Annotated in this window: 14 protein-coding genes; 6 read left to right on the top strand and 8 right to left on the bottom strand. The window is 74.0% G+C overall.

Features of this window, described 5'->3' with window-relative positions; genetic code table 11:
• Window positions 1–37 precede the first annotated feature (37 nt).
• The 5 genes from ACA361_RS14980 to aceB form a co-directional block, all read right to left on the bottom strand.
• Window positions 38–778 (bottom strand): hypothetical protein, encoded by a 741-nt coding sequence (locus ACA361_RS14980; RefSeq protein WP_375012567.1) that lies wholly within the window; start codon window positions 776–778, stop codon window positions 38–40.
• 138 nt (window positions 779–916) lie between these two features.
• Window positions 917–2,230 (bottom strand): heterodisulfide reductase-related iron-sulfur binding cluster, encoded by a 1,314-nt coding sequence (locus ACA361_RS14985; protein WP_375012568.1) that lies wholly within the window; start codon window positions 2,228–2,230, stop codon window positions 917–919.
• A complete protein-coding gene (locus ACA361_RS14990; protein ID WP_375012569.1) occupies window positions 2,230–3,459 on the bottom strand; it encodes an FAD-binding oxidoreductase in 1,230 nt (409 codons plus the stop codon). The genes ACA361_RS14985 and ACA361_RS14990 overlap by 1 nt, the downstream gene beginning before the upstream one ends.
• Entirely contained in the window at window positions 3,459–4,931 is a 1,473-nt protein-coding gene (locus ACA361_RS14995; RefSeq protein ID WP_375012570.1) for an FAD-linked oxidase C-terminal domain-containing protein, read from the bottom strand. The genes ACA361_RS14990 and ACA361_RS14995 overlap by 1 nt, the downstream gene beginning before the upstream one ends.
• A gap of 85 nt (window positions 4,932–5,016) precedes the next feature.
• Window positions 5,017–6,624: a malate synthase A gene (gene aceB, locus ACA361_RS15000; protein ID WP_375012571.1), complete on the bottom strand. Its 1,608-nt coding sequence runs from the start codon at window positions 6,622–6,624 to the stop codon at window positions 5,017–5,019.
• 299 nt (window positions 6,625–6,923) lie between these two features.
• On the opposite strand from aceB, the gene hflX reads away from it, so the two are divergent.
• The 6 genes from hflX (at window position 6,924) to holA (ending at window position 15,903) form a co-directional block, all read left to right on the top strand.
• Complete coding sequence (gene hflX, locus ACA361_RS15005; RefSeq protein WP_375012572.1) at window positions 6,924–8,393, top strand: GTPase HflX; 1,470 nt, start codon at window positions 6,924–6,926, stop codon at window positions 8,391–8,393.
• A 609-nt stretch (window positions 8,394–9,002) separates the two neighbouring features.
• Window positions 9,003–10,217 (top strand): imidazolonepropionase, encoded by a 1,215-nt coding sequence (hutI, locus tag ACA361_RS15010; protein WP_375012573.1) that lies wholly within the window; start codon window positions 9,003–9,005, stop codon window positions 10,215–10,217.
• The gene (locus ACA361_RS15015) at window positions 10,217–11,041 is read left to right on the top strand and encodes a DegV family protein (protein ID WP_375012574.1); all 825 of its coding nucleotides are present in this window, start codon (window positions 10,217–10,219) and stop codon (window positions 11,039–11,041) included. Before hutI ends, ACA361_RS15015 begins: the two co-directional genes overlap by 1 nt.
• A gap of 753 nt (window positions 11,042–11,794) precedes the next feature.
• On the top strand, window positions 11,795–12,433 hold the full coding sequence (locus ACA361_RS15020; protein WP_375012575.1) for a helix-hairpin-helix domain-containing protein: 639 nt from the start codon (window positions 11,795–11,797) through the stop codon (window positions 12,431–12,433).
• A gap of 354 nt (window positions 12,434–12,787) precedes the next feature.
• Window positions 12,788–14,848 carry a ComEC/Rec2 family competence protein gene (locus ACA361_RS15025; RefSeq protein ID WP_375012576.1) on the top strand — a complete coding sequence of 687 codons (2,061 nt, stop codon included), beginning with the start codon at window positions 12,788–12,790 and terminating at the stop codon, window positions 14,846–14,848.
• An 80-nt stretch (window positions 14,849–14,928) separates the two neighbouring features.
• Window positions 14,929–15,903: a DNA polymerase III subunit delta gene (gene holA, locus ACA361_RS15030; protein ID WP_375012577.1), complete on the top strand. Its 975-nt coding sequence runs from the start codon at window positions 14,929–14,931 to the stop codon at window positions 15,901–15,903.
• On the opposite strand, the gene ACA361_RS15035 is transcribed toward holA, so the two are convergent.
• The 3 genes from ACA361_RS15035 to rpsT all read right to left on the bottom strand — a co-directional run bounded on the left by ACA361_RS15035 (window position 15,881) and on the right by rpsT (window position 17,212).
• Window positions 15,881–16,297 (bottom strand): SRPBCC family protein, encoded by a 417-nt coding sequence (locus ACA361_RS15035; protein ID WP_375012578.1) that lies wholly within the window; start codon window positions 16,295–16,297, stop codon window positions 15,881–15,883. The two genes, holA and ACA361_RS15035, sit on opposite strands and share 23 nt — an antisense overlap.
• A 10-nt stretch (window positions 16,298–16,307) precedes the next feature.
• Complete coding sequence (locus ACA361_RS15040; protein ID WP_375012579.1) at window positions 16,308–16,847, bottom strand: RNA 2'-phosphotransferase; 540 nt, start codon at window positions 16,845–16,847, stop codon at window positions 16,308–16,310.
• Between the two features lie 95 nt (window positions 16,848–16,942).
• Window positions 16,943–17,212 (bottom strand): 30S ribosomal protein S20, encoded by a 270-nt coding sequence (rpsT, locus tag ACA361_RS15045; protein WP_366613803.1) that lies wholly within the window; start codon window positions 17,210–17,212, stop codon window positions 16,943–16,945.
• Between the last annotated feature and the right edge of the window lie 54 nt (window positions 17,213–17,266).

Below are 17,266 nucleotides of genomic sequence, written 5' to 3' on the forward strand. Positions count from 1 at the left end.
CACGGGCCGGGGCCGTTCGCGCGCGGTCCCGTGCGCTCTACGGGAAGGCGATCTCGATGCCCTTGCGGTCGCTGGTGTAGCGGGCGTTCCACACGTAGAGCTTGAGGTCCTCGGGCTTGAGGCCGTCCTTGACCGGCAGATCGGTCGCGATGCGCACGACGTACGACGCCCCCGGCGGGATCAGCGTGTCGCCGGCCTCGCTGATGGGCGCCTCGGCGCCGTTCACCCGGGCGGTGACGCGGCTGCGGTTGGGCAGCGTGCACATGTCCTCGGGGATGCCGGGCTGCGGCATGCAGCGCTCGCGCGACCCGTCGGGGACGTGCTCGCGCGGCAGGAACAGGTCGGCCGGGTAGTCCAGCAGCGCGGGGCGGCGCTGGTTGTTGGTGAGAACGTAGTCGGCGTACGCGTACGTCGTGCCCTCGGGCGGCGGCTGCGCGTCGTCGAGGGGGCGGTCGTCGGTGCCGGCCTTCGCCGCGGCGAGCCCGTACCCGTACCCCTCGGGCGTGGTGACGCTGAGCGCGGGGCCGGTCGCGGGGGCCTGGCCGCTGGGCAACTCGCCCTGGGTGCCGTCGCCCTGGCTGGTGAGGCCGGACGGGGACCCGGGGTCCTCCCCGCCGGGCGGCCGGAAGACGACGATCCCGGCGGCGACCGCCGCCATGGCGACCGCGCCGCTGAGCGCGCCGGCGATGCCGAGCTTGCCCGCCCCGCGCTTCCTGCGGCGGCGGTGTGAGGGGTGGCCGCTCGGCATCGGCCTGGGCGGCGTCGGCCTGTAGGACATGGCTTTGCGTACTCCTCGGCCTCTCCGGTAGGTAAGTACGACCTTTCTTGGCGGGCAGCCAACGATACAGGATGACCGTTTGCGGCAAATATGTCCCCTGATGGGCCTTTCTTGCTAGGCGGTCCGGCGGCCGCCGCGTCACCGCGCGGAGGGCACCAGCGCCTCCCGTCCGAGCCCGCGCAGGGACGCGTCGAGGACCTCCGCCGTGTGCGCGACCGCCAGGCGGGCGCCCCGCCGCTCCAGCGCCGTCGCGATCTGCATCGAGCAGCCCGGGTTGGCGGCGACCAGCAGTTCCGCCTCCGTCGCGCGCACGCTCGCCGCCTTCCGGTCGCCGAGCTCGGCCGCCGCCTCCGGCTGGAGGAGGTTGTACGTCCCCGCCGAGCCGCAGCAGATCTCCGGATCCGCGATCTCCTTGATCGTCAGCTCCGGGATGCCGGCCAGCAGCGCCCGCGGCTGCGCGCGGACGCCCTGCGCGTGCGCGAGGTGGCAGGCGTCGTGGTACGCGACCGTGACCGGAAGTGGCCGCCGGGGCGCCCGGGGCCCGAGCTCGGCCAGGTACTCGGCGAGGTCCCTGGTCTTGGCCGACAGCGCCTCCGCCCGGCCCGCCCACTCCGGGTCGCCGGCCAGCACGTCCCGGTAGTCCTTCATCGCCGAACCGCAGCCCGCCGCGTTCACCACGACCACGTCGACCGCCTCGAACGCCACGACCGTCCGGCGCGCGAACGCCTTGGCCTCCTCCTCGCGCCCCGAGTGCAGCGACAGCGCCCCGCAGCACCCCTGCCGCGCCGGGATGACGACGTCGCAGCCCTCCATGGCCAGCACGCGCGCCGTCGCGGCGTTCACGCCGGGGAAGAACTCGCGCTGCACGCAGCCGGTGAGCATGCCGACGGTGGCGCGCCGCTCCCCGCGCGCCGCGACGCGTTCGGGCAGCCTGGGAGAACGGGAGAGCGGCGGCGCGAGGCGCTCCATGGCCGCCAGGGAGGGGGACAGGCGCTCCAGCAGGCCGCTGCGCCGCACGAGCCGGTCCAGGCCGGTCCGCTGGTACGCGCGGAGCGGCCCGCGCAGGGCGCGCAGGCGGTTCGGGTACGGGAACAGCTGGAAGATCGCCTCGCGCAGGGCCCGCTGAGGGAGGGGGCGCGAGTGCTCCTCCTCCACCGTGGCACGGGTCGCCTCGATGAGCCGGTCGTACCGCACCCCGGACGGGCACGCAGTCACGCACGCCATGCACCCCAGGCAGCGGTCGAAATGCTGCACCATCGGCGCCGACATCGGCGCGCCCTCCTGGTGCTGCTCCATCAGGTGGATCCGCCCGCGCGGCGAGTCCATCTCCTCTCCCCACAGGACGTACGTGGGGCACGTCGGCAGGCAGAACCCGCAGTGGACGCAGTCGCCGAGCAGCTCCGGCAGCCCCGGCGGGCCGGTCTCGCCGTCGCGGTTCCGCTCGCCCGCCATCACAGACCTCCCACGAAACGCCCGGGGGACAACCGGCTCTCCGGATCGAACTGCTCCTTGACCCGCCGCATGAGGGACAGCGCCGGTACGGGCCCCCACAGGTCGATCTCGTCCCGTACGGCTTCGGGCGTGTAGCGCACGACCGCTCCGCCGTTGTGGCGCTCGCCCAGGGCCTCCCTGACGCGCGCCAGCGTCCGGACGGGGTCCGCCTCCGCCGTGAGGCCCAGATGGCCGTGCCCGTCCGCCGACCAGGAGAGGGAGACGCCCTCGCCGCGGTGTTCGAGGAGCGTCGTCAGGGCGGTCGGCGGGGCGGTCACGTCGATGAGGGTCGTCCCGTCCGGGTAGGAGCCCCACCACTCCGGCGGCTCCTGCGCGACGCTCGCGCCCGTACCGGACGCGCCCAGAAGGGCCGAGACCTGCTCCGTACGCGCCGCCACCCCTTCCGGAACGCCCTCCAGGAGCACCCCGAGCGTGAGGCCGCCCTGAGAGGAGGCGACCACCTGGACGGCGCTCGGTACCGCGGCGGAGTGCAGTACCGCCTGCACCGCCTCGTGCGCGCGCGTGGCATCGGGCAAGGGGCAGGTGATGAACGCCCGCGCCGCCGGGATCGGATGGAGCCGGAACGTCGCCTCGACGATCAGGCCGAGCGTCCCGTACGAGCCGCTGAACAGCCGGCCCAGGTCGTACCCGGCCACGTTCTTGACGACCTTGCCCCCGGACCGTGCCACCCGGCCGTCCGCGCGGACCACCGTGAGCCCGATGACCAGGTCGCGGGGCGTCCCGTACAGCAGGCGCAGCGGCCCGGCCGCGGCCGCGGCGATCGTGCCGCCGACCGTGGAGCCGGGGAGCGGGGCGTCCAGCGCGAGCCGCTGCCCCCGCTCGGCCAGCACCGCCGCGAGCCGGTCGGTGCCCAGGCCCGCCTCGGCCGTCACCACCAGGTCGCCGGCCGCGTGCTCGACCACCCGGTCCAGCCGTGCGGTGTCCACCAGGACGTCGCAGCGGGCCGGCGGCGCGCCCCAGTCGAGCCGAGTCTCGGCGCCGCGCGGCACCACGGCCAGCCCGAGCTCCGCGGCCGTCCGCATCACCCCGGCGGCCTCCGCGGCGGAGGCGGGCGCGGCCACCACGCCGGGGGCGACGCCCAGGACGCCCTCCTCGGGCTCGCCCGGGCGCACGTCGGCGCAGACCTTGCGAAGCGCGTCCAGCGCCTTGGCGCCGCCGTCGGCCGCCATCAGAACTGCTCCGCCTTCCCCTGCTCGACCAGCGGGTGGACGCCCTTCCGGAACCCCGGCACCTCGCCGCACAGCCGCGGGGTCGGGAACACCTTGCCCGGATTGCACAGCCCCGCCGGGTCGAACCCGCAGCGCACCATCTGCATCGTGTCCAGATCGGTCTCGGTGAACATGCGCGGCATGTAGCGGGACTTGTCGACGCCCACGCCGTGCTCCCCGGTGATCGACCCGCCGTGCTCGATGCACAGGTCGAGGATCTTCCCGGAGACCTCCTCCGCCCGCTCCGCCGCGCCGTGCTCGGCGTCGTCGAACAGCACCAGCGGGTGCAGGTTGCCGTCACCGGCGTGGAACACGTTCGCCACCCGCACGCCCGACTCGGCCGACAGCGCGTCGATCCCCGCCAGCACGCCCGGCAGCGCGGTCCGCGGGATGACGCCGTCCTGGACCAGGTACGCCGGGCTGATCCGGCCCACCGCCGCGAACGCCGACTTGCGCCCCTTCCAGATCAGCGCCCGCTCGGCGTCGTCCGCCGCGACCCTGATCTCGAACGCGCCCGCCTCCCGGCACAGCCGCTCCACCTCGCCGAACTGGTGCCGCACCTCCGCCGCCGGGCCGTCCAGCTCCACGATCAGCACCGCGCCCGCGCCCGCCGGGTACCCGCAGCTCACCGCCGCCTCGGCCGCCTCGATCGACAGCGCGTCCATCATCTCGATCGCCGCCGGCACCATCCCGGCGCCGATGATCGCCGACACCGCCGTGCCGCCCGCCTCGATCGACCCGAACGCCGCCAGCAGCGTCTGCACCGTCTCCGGCAGCCGGGTCAGCCGTACCGTGATCTTGGTGGTGATGCCGAGCGTGCCCTCCGCGCCGACGAACACGCCGAGCAGGTCGTACCCGGCGCCGCCGGCCGCCAGCTCGGTGATCTCCCCGTCCGGGGTGACGATCTCGCAGGCCAGCACGTGGTGCGCGGTGAAGCCGTACTTCAGGCAGTGCGCGCCGCCGCTGTTCTCCGCGACGTTGCCGCCCACCGAGCAGATCTGCTGGCTGGACGGGTCGGGCGCGAAGTAGTAGCCGTACGGGCGGGCCGCCCGCGACACGTCCAGGTTGATCACGCCCGGCTCGACCACCGCGCGCCGGTTCTCGATATCGATCTCCAGGATCCGGCGCATCCGGGACGTCACGATCAGCACCCCGTCGGTGCGGGGCAGCGCGCCGCCCGACAGGCCGGTGCCCGACCCGCGCGCCACGTACGGGATCCCGGCGTCCGCGCAGGCGCGCACGATCGCCGCGACCTGCTCGGCCGACTCGGGCAGCACCACCAGCCCCGGGGTCGCCCGGTGCGTGGTCAGGCCGTCGCAGTCGTAGGTGCGCAGCCGTACCGGGTCCGAGATCACCGCCTCGGGCCCGAGGAGCCGCTCGCAGTGCCCGGCCAGTCCGGCGAGCGCGAGCGACTGGGATGCGGGGGATTCCATTCTTGCCACCATGCTCCCGTGGGCGGCCGACCGCAAGATCGGCGGTGCCGCCCGCGCCCTCGGCGGGCGCGGGCGGCGTCCGGTGTCAGGGCATCCGCTCGTACGCCGGGGTGGTCAGGAACTCCGAGTACGCGTCGGCCAGCGTGACCTCCTTGAACAGGGTCACGGCCTGCTCGTAGCGCGGCTCGTTGAACGCGTTGCCCAGCTCCGCGCGGATCTTGCCGAGCTCCTCGTCCAGGAGGCGCGCGACCAGCTCCTTGGTGACCTTGGGGCCGTCCTTGAGCTCGACCCCGTTGTAGATCCACTGCCAGACCTGGGACCGGGAGATCTCCGCGGTGGCGGCGTCCTCCATCAGGTTGTGGATCGCCACCGCGCCCGCGCCGTCCAGCCAGGTGGCCAGGTAGCGCAGCGCCACGTCGATGTTGTTGCGCAGGCCGGCCTCGGTGATGTCGCCGGGCGTCGCGGCCACGTTCAGCAGGTCGGCGGCCGAGACCTTGACGTCCTCGCGCAGCCGGTCGCGCTGGTTCGGCTTGTCGCCGAGGACGCCGTCGAAGACCTCGCGGCAGACCGGGACCAGGTCGGGGTGCGCGACCCAGGACCCGTCGAACCCGTCGCCCGACTCGCGCGTCTTGTCCGCCCGGACCTTCTCCAGCGCGACCTTGTTGACCTCCTCGTCCCGGCGGGACGGGATGAACGCGGCCATGCCGCCGATCGCGTGCGCGCCGCGCTTGTGGCAGGTGCGGACCAGCAGCTCGGTGTACGCGCGCATGAACGGCGCCGTCATCGTGATCGCGTTTCGCTCCGGCAGGACGTACTCCGCGCCCCGGTCCCGGAACTTCTTGATCACCGAGAACAGGTAGTCCCAGCGGCCCGCGTTCAGCCCGGCGGAGTGGTCGCGCAGCTCGTAGAGGATCTCCTCCATCTCGAACGCGGCCGGGATCGTCTCGATCAGCACGGTCGCGCGGATCGTGCCGCGCGGGATCTCCAGCTTGTCCTGCGCCAGGTTGAACGCGTCGTTCCAGAGCCGCGCCTCGAGGTGGCTCTCCATCTTCGGCAGGTAGAAGTACGGGCCCTTGCCCTTGTCCGCCTGGCGGCGCGCGCAGTGGAAGAAGTACAGGCCGAAGTCGAACAGCGACCCCGACATCGGCTTCCCGTCGACCAGGAGGTGCTTCTCCTCCATGTGCCAGCCGCGCGGGCGGACGACGATGGTCGCCAGCTCGCCGTCGTCCTTGAGCGCGTACGACTTGCCGCTCTTGGGGTCGGTGAAGTCGATCGTCCGGTCGAGGGCGTCGCGCAGGTTCAGCTGCCCCTCGATCATGTTGTTCCACAGCGGGGTGTTGGCGTCCTCGAAGTCGGCCAGCCACACCTTGGCGCCCGAGTTGAGGGCGTTGATGGTCATCTTCCGGTCGGTCGGGCCGGTGATCTCGACCCGGCGGTCCTCCAGGCCCGGCGCCGGCTCGGCGACCCGCCAGCTCTCGTCGGCGCGCACGGCCGCCGTCTCCGGCAGGAAGTCCAGCGTGCCGCCCGCCGACAGCCGCTCCTGCCGCTCGGCGCGGGCGCGCAGCAGTTCCTCGCGGCGGCCGCCCAGCTCGCGCTGCAGGGCGGCGAGCAGGCCGAGCGCCTCGGGGGTCAGGATCTCGTCGTATCGCTCGTTCAGGGGACCGGTGACCTCGACGCCTTCGGGTGCAGCCATCTGCCTGCCCTTTCGTATCGTGAAATTCGACTTCTGTTGTGTGAAGAAACGCTACTCGGCGGTACGGAGCCGGGTCAAAGCACCCCCGGACCTGGACGCCGCCGGGCCGCTCCTGCGGTCTTCCCGTTCCCCGGCCGCGGGCACCCGTCCGGCGGGCGGGCCGTGCCCCGCGGCGTTCGCGCAGGTCGTACGGCATCGCCGCGGGACGGCCCGGCGGGGATAATCGGGTGAAGCCGGCGGCGGCCCGTGAGACCATCGCCGGGAAGATCCGGCCGCGCCGCGGCGTTGACAGAGGACATATGACGCAGACCTTTTCCGAAGACCGAGAGACCCGAGTGACCGACACGTTCGAGTACGGCGAATACGGCGAGTACGAGGGCGCCGAGCCGATGACCGGCGAGCTGGACCTGGAGGAGCGGCGCGCGCTGCGCCGCGTCGCCGGGCTCTCCACGGAGCTGACCGACGTCACCGAGGTCGAGTACCGGGCGCTGCGCCTGGAGCGCGTCGTCCTGGTCGGCGTCTGGACCGAGGGCACCGCCGAGGCCGCCGAGAACTCCCTGCGCGAGCTGGCGCTCCTCGCCGAGACCGCCGGCTCCGAGGTGCTCGAGGGCCTCGTCCAGCGCCGCAGCAGGCCCGACCCCGCCACCTACATCGGCTCGGGCAAGGCCGCCGAGCTGCGCGACATCGTCATCTCCACCGGCGCCGACACCGTCATCTGCGACGGCGAGCTGGCCCCCAGCCAGCTGCGGCATCTGGAGGAGACCGTCAAGGTCAAGGTGATCGACCGGACCGCCCTGATCCTGGACATCTTCGCCCAGCACGCCAAGAGCCGGGAGGGCAAGGCGCAGGTCGAGCTCGCGCAGCTCAACTACCTGCTGCCGCGCCTGCGCGGCTGGGGCGGCAACCTGTCCCGCCAGGTCGGCGGCCGTGCCGCGGGCGGCGTCGGCATCGGCGGCCGCGGCCCCGGTGAGACCAAGATCGAGCTGGACCGGCGCCGGATCCGCACCAGGATGGCCAAGCTGCGCCGCCAGATCGAGGGCATGTCCAAGGCCCGCGACACCAAGCGCGGCGAGCGGCGCCGCCACCAGGTGCCCGCCGTCGCCATCGCCGGCTACACCAACGCCGGCAAGTCCTCGCTGCTCAACCGGCTGACCGGGGCGGGCGTCCTGGTGGAGAACGCCCTGTTCGCCACCCTGGACCCGACCGTCCGCCGGGCCGAGACGCCGTCCGGGCGCGCGTACACGCTGGCCGACACCGTCGGGTTCGTCCGGCACCTCCCGCACCAGCTCGTGGAGGCGTTCCGCTCCACGCTGGAGGAGGTCACCGACGCGGGCCTGATCCTGCACGTCGTCGACGGCTCCGACGCCGATCCCGAGGCGCAGATCGACGCCGTGCGCGAGGTGCTGCGCGAGATCGGCGCGGACGCGATCCCCGAGATCATCGTGATCAACAAGGCCGACGCGGCCGACGACCTGGCGATCGCCCGCCTGCAGCGGCGCGAGCCGCGCAGCGTGGTCGTCTCCGCCCGTACCGGCCAGGGCATCGAGCGGCTCCGTGAGGTGGTCGAGGCCGAGCTGCCCGGGCTGGAGCGCGAGCTGCGGGTGCTGCTGCCGTACGACCGCGGCGACCTGGTCGCGCGGGTCCACGAGCGCGGCGAGGTGCTCAAGCAGGACCACGAGGCCGAGGGCACCGTCCTGCACGCCCGCGTCCCCGAGGACCTCGCGGCCGAACTCGCGCGCTACGAGGATCTGGCGCCGACGTCGGGTTAGCGCGTCATCGCGTTCGCGCGAGCCCGGCCGCGTTCCGGCGCGGCCGGGCTCGCGGCGTTCGCACGCCCGCGCCGAGAATCGAGACGAATATCGGTCGGGCTATTTCTCGATTAGCGCCGTACCGATACCCGGGGTATGAGTCGGACATTTGCCGGAAGGCGGTCGCCCGAGGGTGACAGCTTCCGCATTCCGCTTGACGGTGTGGCGGGAATCCGTACCGTCATAGGACCAGGTTGGGGCGAGGGCGGCGATGCGCGATGACCAGAAGGCCGATGGAGCATTTGCTAATGTGCGACCGTCGCATCGTCACCGCACCCCGGTGACCTGCGTCAACGTGCGGCTCTCCCCGCCCGCCGCCGACCGCTCCAGCGGAACCGCTCCCGTGGCGGCCGGGCCGACGAACAGAGGTTGTCGGCCGGGCCTCCAGTGCACTACCGTGACGAAACCGATATCTACGGTCTCGTTGCTTCCGGTGATCAACCGATCACCAGACCCTCCAGTGGTGAACCGCCGGCACCCAGTCGGCGTTCTCGGAACGAGAGCAGGTGGCCCAGTCCATGGCAGATCCGTCCCCGGGTCGTACAGCGACCCACGCCGGCCGGTGACCCGATGACGGTACGGCTGTTGACGAACATCGGCAGGCTCTGGACGGGCACCGATGTCTGCAGCAATGCCGCCGTGCTGATCCACGACGACCGGATCGTGTGGGCCGGCCCCGCCTCGGAACTGCCGCAGAGCGTCCCGGGCATCATCGACGACATCGTCGACGTCGACCACGTGGAGAACCTCGGCGGCGGTCTCGTCACCCCTGGACTGATCGACGCGCACTCGCACCCCGTGTACGCGGGCAACCGCTGGGCCGAGCTCGCCATGCGCACCAGCGGGTCGTCCCACTCCGCGATCGCCGCGGCCGGCGGCGGGGTCAACTCCACCGTGACCGTCACCCGCGGCACCGACCCGTGGACCCTGTGCAACGGCGTCCGGGAACGCCTCCGCCAGTGGATCCTCGCCGGCACCACCACCGTCGAGGCCAAGACCGGCTACCACCTCACCCGCGACGGCGAACTGGCCGACATCCGGATGCTCCGCTCCCTCGAAGGGGAGCCGTCGATGCCGCGGATCCACGCCACGTTCCTGGCCGCGCACATCCTGCCGCCGGAGTTCTTCGGCCGCCGCCGCGACTACATCGAGGCCGTCCGCCAGTGGGCCGGCGACGCCGCCGTCGCGGGCGCCGACAGCATCGACGTCTACTGCGACGAGGGCCACTTCACCGCCGAGGAGGCCCGCGCCCTCCTCCTCACCGGCAAGCGCGCCGGCCTCAAGGCCCGCATGCACGCCTGCGCCAACGAGCGCGTCGGCGCCGCCCAGGTCGCCGCCGAGGTCGGCTGCGCCTCCGCCGACCTGCTCACCCAGGCCAACGAGGACGACATCAAGGCCCTCGCGCACGCCGGCGTCACCGCGACCGTCTGCCCGGGCAGCGCCCTCAACAGCGCCCGCCCGCCCGCGCCGGTCCGCGCCATGCTCGACCGCGGCGTCACCGTCGCCCTCGGCACCGACCACAACCCCGGCCAGTGCGGCATCACGTCCATGCCGCTCGTCATCGGCCTGTCGGTCGCCATGTTCGGCCTCAGCGTCACCGAGGCGCTGCGCGCCGCCACCCTCGGCGGCGCCTCCGCCCTCCGCGTCGGCGACCGCGGCTCGCTCGCCCCGGGCATGCTCGCCGACATCGTGCTGTGGGACGCCGACCACGAGGGCGCGTTCGCCTGGGCCTTCGGCCTGCGCGCCCTGCGGGTCTGGCGCGGCGGCGTGCCCGTCCAGCCCTGATGGCCACCGCGGTCGTCACCGACTCCACCGCCTACCTCCCGCCCGGCCTCGCCGAACGCCACGGCCTGATCGTCGTCCCCCTCCAGATAGCCGTGGGCGACGCCCTGCACGACGAGAACACGATCCCGACCCGGGACGTCCTCCGCGCCCCCGCCACGACGTCCCGCCCCGCGCCGGGGCGCTTCGCCGCCGCGTACGAGGAGGCCGCCGCCGGCGGCGCCACCGCGATCGTCTCCGTCCACCTGGCCGCCGCCATGTCGGGCACCGTCGACGCCGCCCGCCTCGCCGCCAAGGACGCGCCCGTACCCGTCCACGTCGTCGACTCGGGCACCGTCGGCCTCGGCCTCGGCTTCGCCGCCCTCTCCGCCGCCGCGACCGCCCTGGACGGCGCCGCCCCCGCCGACGTCGCCGCCGCCGCCGGCCGCCGCGCCGAACTCACCCGCTCCCTCTTCTACGTCGACACCCTCGACCACCTCCGCCGCGGCGGCCGCATCGGCGCCGCCGCGACGTTCCTCGGCTCCGCCCTCATGGTCAAGCCCCTCCTGGTCATCGACGACGGCCGCATCGCCCCCCTGGAAAAGGTCCGCACCTCCTCCCGCGCCATCGCCCGCCTGGAGGAACTGGCCGCCTCCACCGCCGGGGACCGCCCCGTCGACCTGGGCGTCCAGCACCTCGCCGCCGCCGCCCGAGCGGAAACCCTCGCCACCCGCCTCCGCGCCCGCATCCCCAACGTCGCCGACATCTACGTAGGCGAGGTGGGCCCCGTCATCGGCGCCCACGTGGGCCCCGGCATGCTCGGCGTCGTGGTGGCCCCCCAACTCTGAGTTATCCACAATCCCCGCCCCCTCTCCCGGCCAGGGATCCCCCTCCTTACCGTCGAACACATGACCCGCCCAACCCGCCTCCACACCCTCGCCCCAAGACTCAGACAACCCCCCACCCACCACCCGCCGGCCCCCTCCACCCCCGCAGTGGAGACCGAGTCCGCGCCGCCGCCGCTGCGCTCCCTGGACGACGACAGCGAGGAGCCAGCCCCGACGCTTGCCAGGCGCCCGCGCGCCGCAGAGTCGGACAGCGAGACAGAAGACCGGCCACCTGCCGACCGCCCGCGTACGTCGGAGACAGGCGCCGGGGTTGCGGCGGGGCCGTCTAACTGGCGTCTGCCTGATGGAGGGGACGAGGTCGCGGAGAGGGCGCCTACCGGCCGCCTGCGTTCGTCGGAGATGGGCGGCGGGGTTGTGGTGGGGCCGTCTAACTGGCGTCTGCCCGATGGAGGGGACGAGGTCGCGGAGAGGGCGCCTACCGGCCGCCTGCGTTCGTCGGAGATGGGCGGCGGGGTTGTGGTGGGGCCGTCTAACTGGCGTCAGCCTGATGGTGAGGGCGAGGTTGCAGAGGGGGCACCTGTTGGGCGGCTGCGTTCGTCCAAGGTGGGCGGCGGGGACCCGGTGGAAACGTCTGCCGGGCGGCGGCCGGATGGAGGCGGCCGAGGTGTGGAGGGGGCGCCTGTTCGGGGGCCGCGTTGGTCGGAGGTGGTGGGTGGGGATGATGATGAGCCGCCCGCTGGGCGGTTGCGTTCGATGCCGGAGGCGCCGTTCGGTATCAGGCGGGCGCTTTTCGGGGGCGAGCGGGTGGATATGGGGAGCCCCGGTGCTCGGGTGCTCGTCCTGCTCGGTGTCGTGGCCGCGCTGGTCGCCGCCGGCTATCTCTGGATGGCGCGGCCGCGTCCTGAACCGGTGGCCGGGCCGTCGCACGCTCCCACGCTGAGCGGGACCGCCCCGTCCCCGCAGGGCTCCATGGTGGTCGTTCACGTCCATGGGAAGGTGCGGCGGCCCGGAGTGGTCTCCCTGCCCGCCGGGTCCCGCATCGCGGACGCGATCAAGTCCGCCGGTGGCGCGCGTCCGGGCATCGACACCGGGCCGCTGAACCTGGCCCGCAAGCTGACCGACGGGGAACAGATCTCCGTCGGCGTGCGCGCCCCTGCACAGCCCCCGGCGGCCTCGGGCGGCGCGGCAGCGGGCACTGGGGGGCCGCTGGACCTCAACGCCGCGACCGTGCAGCAACTGGACCAGCTCCCGGGCGTCGGGCCCGTCCTGGCGCAACGCATCATCGATCACCGCACCCAGCGCGGCGGATTCCGGTCCGTCGAACAGCTCCAGGAGGTGTCGGGCATCGGCGCCCGGCGCTTCGCCGATCTGAAGAATCTGGTGCGCGTCTGACGCGCGTTGAGGAGTCCTTGCCCAGGCGTCCTCGGTGGGGGGCGCCGACCTGTAGGTGGTGGGCGTCTGGGCGGGGCGTCATGAGGGGTTGGAGGGGGTGGGGTGATGGGGGCTGATCGTGGGGGGCCGGTGGGGGATGAGCGGGCGGGGCGTGATCTTCGGCTGGTCGTTCCGGCTTTCGCGGTGTGGGCGGCGGCTGCTCTCACGCTTGGTGCGTCGGCGGTGGTGGCGTATGGGGTTGCGGTCGTTGCCGCGGCTGGTGCCGTCGTCTTCTGGGTTCGGGGGCGCGGGGCCCTGAAGACCGTGGGCGGGGTCGTGCTGGCTTGCGCGGCGGCTTCTTCGGCGGCGGTCGGGATGCGGGCCTCGGCGGTCGGGACGGGTCCGGTGCACGAGCTGGCGGGGGAACGGGGACGGGCGACGATCGAGGTCGTTCTCACGAGTGATCCGCAGGCGGCCGTACGGCCGGGGCGGCCGATGGTGCTGGCGCGGGCCAGGGCCGAGGCCGTCCAGGTCCAGGGGCGCCGGGTGCGGGTCCGGGTACCGGTCCTGCTCATCGCCGGAGACCGCCGCTGGATCGGGTTGCTGCCCAGCCAGCGGGTGCGGCTGAACGGGAGCCTGGCGCCGCCCCGGCGGGCCGAGCTGCTGGCGGCCGCCGTGTTCGTGCGGGGGCCGCCGCGGGTGCTGGGGCGGCCGTCGGCGGTGCAGCGGGGCGCCGAGGCGGTACGGGCGAAGCTGCGCCGGGCGGTCGAGCGGCTGCCGGCCGACCGGCGGGGCGTGCTGCCCGGCATGGTCGTGGGCGACACGTCACGGCTGGACCCCGCGCTCGCCGAGGATTTCCGGACGTCCGGGCTGGCGCATCTCCTGGTGGTGTCCGGCGCCAACCTCGCGATCATCATCGGGGCCGTGCTGGGGCTCTGCCGGTTCGCGGGGCTGGGTCGGCTGCGGGCGCCGCCGGTGGCCGTGGTGGCGGTGCTGGCGTTCGTGGTGGTGGCGCGTCCCGAGCCCAGCGTGCTGCGCGCGACGGTGATGGGGCTGATCGGGCTGCTGGCGCTGGTCACCGGGCGGCAGCGGCAGGGGCCGCCGGCTCTCGGGGCGGCCGTTCTGGTGCTGGTGCTGCTCGATCCGGCGCTGGCCCGGTCGTACGGGTTCGTCCTGTCGGTGCTGGCCACGGCGGGGCTGGTCGTCCTGGCACCGGCCTGGCGGGAGCGGCTCGGGCGGCGGCTGCCGGGGCCGCTGGCCGACGCGGTCGCGGTCGCCGCGGCGGCCCAGGTCGCGGTCGCGCCCGTGCTGGTCATGCTCTCGGGCGAGGTGGGCGTGGTCGCCATCGCGGCCAACCTGGTGGCGGCGCCGGCCGTCGCGCCCGCCACGCTCGCGGGCGCCCTCGCCGCCGTCGTCGCGCTCGTGTCCGTGCCGGTGGCGCAGGTGCTCGTGTGGCCCGCCGGGCTGGCGGTGGGATGGATCTGCGCCATCGCGCGGATCGCCGCCGATCTTCCGTACGCCACGGTCCCGTGGGTGCCGGGCGGGCTGGGGGCCGCGGGGCTGTGCGCGGCGATGGCGGTGGCGGTGGCCGTGCTGCGCTTCCGGCGGGTACGCCTGGCCGCGGTCGCCGTCATGGCGGGGGTCCTGCTGGCTGTCGCGGGTCTTCGGGTGGCGGCTCCCGGCTGGCCGCCGCCGGGGTGGGCGCTGGTGGCCTGCTCGGTCGGGCAGGGGGACGCGCTGGTCCTCGCGGCCGGGCCGGGACGCGGCGTGGTGGTGGACGCCGGTCCGGACCCGCGGGCGGTGGACGGCTGCCTGGGGAGGCTCGGTGTACGGGACGTGCCGCTGCTCGTCCTCACGCATCCGCACGCCGACCACATCGGCGGGACCGCCGGCGTCAGGAACGGCCGCACGGTGCGGATGGTCCTGGTCAGCCCGTCGGCCTTCGGCCGCGAGGCGCGCCACACCGGCGGGCTGGCCGTCCGGCACGCGCGGGCGGGCCAGCGCTGGAGCGTCGGCGATCTCACCCTGGACGTCATCGGCCCGTCGTACGCGCCGGTCCTGTCGGCCGCCGACGACGGGGCCGCGATCAACAACGCGAGCGTCGTGCTCGTGGCGCGCGGGCCCGGGTTCAGCGCCCTCCTGAGCGGGGACGCGGAGGCCGCGGCGCAGCGGGCGCTGGCGTCGAGCGTGCCGCCGGTCCAGGTGTTCAAGGTGCCGCACCACGGTGCCCGCGCGCAGGACCCCGGGTTCTTCGCGGCGGCCCGGTCCGCCGTCTCGATCATCTCGGCCGGACGGGGCAACGACTACGGGCATCCGGCGCCCGCGACCCTGGACCTGCTGCGCCGGAACGGCATGCGCGTCCACCGGACCGACCAGGAAGGAGACGTGGCCGTCGTCCGCACCCGAGGAGGGATCGCCGTCGTCACCCGCGGCTGAGCCGGTTCGGCGCGCGGAATCCTGCGTCCGGCCGTGCGCGGCCGGAACGGGCGGGGCGTTCGGCGTGGGATGCTGGAGGGGTGTCTGCTGATGCCATCACCCTGATCGTGGGGGACGAGGAACTGCTCGTGGAGCGGGCGATCGGGGACGTGGTCGCCACGGTGCGGGCGGGCGATCCCGAGGCCGAGGTGATCGACCTCGGGCCCGGCGGGCTGGAGCCGGGGCGGCTGGCGGAACTGACCTCGCCCTCGCTGTTCGGGAGCGGGAAGGTGCTGGTGCTGCGGCAGGCCCAGGACCTCGGCAAGGACCTGACCGCCGAGGTGCTCAGGTACGTGAGGACCCCCGCGGACGAGGTGGCGCTCGTGGCCGTCCACCACGGCGGCGCCAAGGGCAAGGCGCTGGTGGACGGCCTGGTCAAGGCCGGTGCGCGCAAGGTGACGTGCCCCAAGGTCACCAAGGTGGGGGAGCGGGTCGACTTCGTCCGGGCCGAGATCCGCCGGCACGGCGGGAAGATCTCGGCGGACGGCGCCCGCGGGCTGATCGACGCCGTCGGGAACGACCTGCGGGAGCTGGCCGGGGCGTGCAGCCAGCTGGTGGCCGACACCGGCGGGAAGGTCGACGACGCGGCCGTCGCGCGCTACTACCGCGGGCGGGCCGAGGTCAGCGGGTTCACGGTGGCCGACAAGGCGATCGACGGGCAGCCGGCCGAGGCACTGGAGCAGCTGCGGTGGGCGCTGGCGACCGGCGTGGCGCCGGTGCTGATCGTGAGCGCGCTGGCGCAGGGCGTCCGGGGCCTCGCCAAGGTCGGCGGGGCGCCGCAGGGGGCCCGCGGGGCGGCGCTGGCCAAGGAGCTGGGCATGCCGCCGTGGAAGATCGACCGGGTGCAGCGGCAGCTGCGCGGCTGGTCCGGTGAGGGCGTGGCGCGGGCGCTGAGCGCGGTCGCGGAGGCGGACGCGCAGGTCAAGGGTGGCGCGGCCGATCCGGCGTACGCGCTGGAGAAGGCGGTGTCGCAGATCGTCGCCGCCCGCAGGATCAGGACTCGGCCAGGCGCTTGAGGCCCTCCGCCTCCATCGTGACGTACCGCCGGCTCAGCCGCCCGTAGAGCAGGCCGATCAGCGGCGCGGCGGGACCCCGCTGGGTGAGGGTCAGGCGGGCGGTGGTGCCGCCCGGGCCCGCGGTGACGATGTGGCCGCCGGTCGTGACCACGCCGGGCGCGCGGGACTCCCAGGTGAACGAGTCGCCGGCGGTGAACTCGGTGATCGTCCAGGTCGCCGGGGACAGTTTCGGCTGGTGGACGCGGAACCGGCCGCCCAGGCCCAGGGGGCCGTCGTCGAGGCGTTCGACGCGGGTGACGGAGGCCGTCATCTCCGGCCAGCGCTCGAAGTCGATCAGGTGTCGCCAGACGGTCTCGGGGGCGGCGGCGATGTCGACCGCGGTCTCGAAGTGCATGCAGGTCCGTTCAGGGGAGGGTGAGGAAGTGCGCGGGTACGGCGTCGACGAGCCAGACGCCGTTGGCGCTGACGCGGAACTCGTGGCCCGCGGCGGCCATGCCGGCGGCGTCGACGGTGAGGATGACGGGCCGGCCGCGGCGGGCACCGACGCGGGTGGCGGTCTCGTCGTCCGGGGAGAGGTGGACGGCGTGCCGCTTCATGGGCAGCAGGCCGTCCCGGCGGATCTCCGGGAGCGCCCGGGCCACGGTGCCGTGGAAGAGCGTCGCCGGCGGGGGAGTGACGGGCAGGTCGAGGTCGACCGGGACGGTGTGGCCCTGGCTGGCGCGGATCCGGCCGCCGTCGATCTCGAAGCGCTTCTTGTCGTTCACGGCGACGACGTGCTCGAGCTCGTCGCGGGTGATGGGGAAGCGGTGCGCGGCGGCGGCGCGCAGGAGGTCGTCCACCTCGCACCAGCCGCCGGTGTCGAGGACGAGACCGATCCGGCCCGGCTGGTGCCGCAGATGCTTGGAAAGGTACTTGGAGACCTTCACCGTCCGGCGTTCGTCCATGATCCCCACCTTAGAGGGGCGAGGCGCCCGAAGACATGACAAAACCGCGGCACCCCTCGGGGTCCGCGGTCTCGCCGGTCAGTGCAGGGGGAGTCTCAGCCGGCCTGCAGGGCGGCGGCGCGCTTGGCGATCGCCGACTTGCGGTTGGCGGCCTGGTTCTTGTGGATGACGCCCTTGCTCACGGCCTTGTCGAGCTTGCGGGCGGCGTTGCGCTGGGCCGCGGTGGCCTTCTCCACGTCGCCGGCCTCGGCGGCCTCGCGGAACTGGCGGATCGCCGTCTTGAGCTCGGACTTCACGGCCTTGTTGCGCAGCCGGGCCTTCTCGTTCTGCTTGTTCCGCTTGATCTGGGACTTGATGTTAGCCACGTCGTAGTGCCTCAGCCTTGGTCGCGATCCTCGCCTGCCGCGCAGCGGGCGGCA

Source organism: Actinomadura sp. 21ATH (assembly GCF_041951345.1).
GTDB lineage: Bacteria > Actinomycetota > Actinomycetes > Streptosporangiales > Streptosporangiaceae > Spirillospora.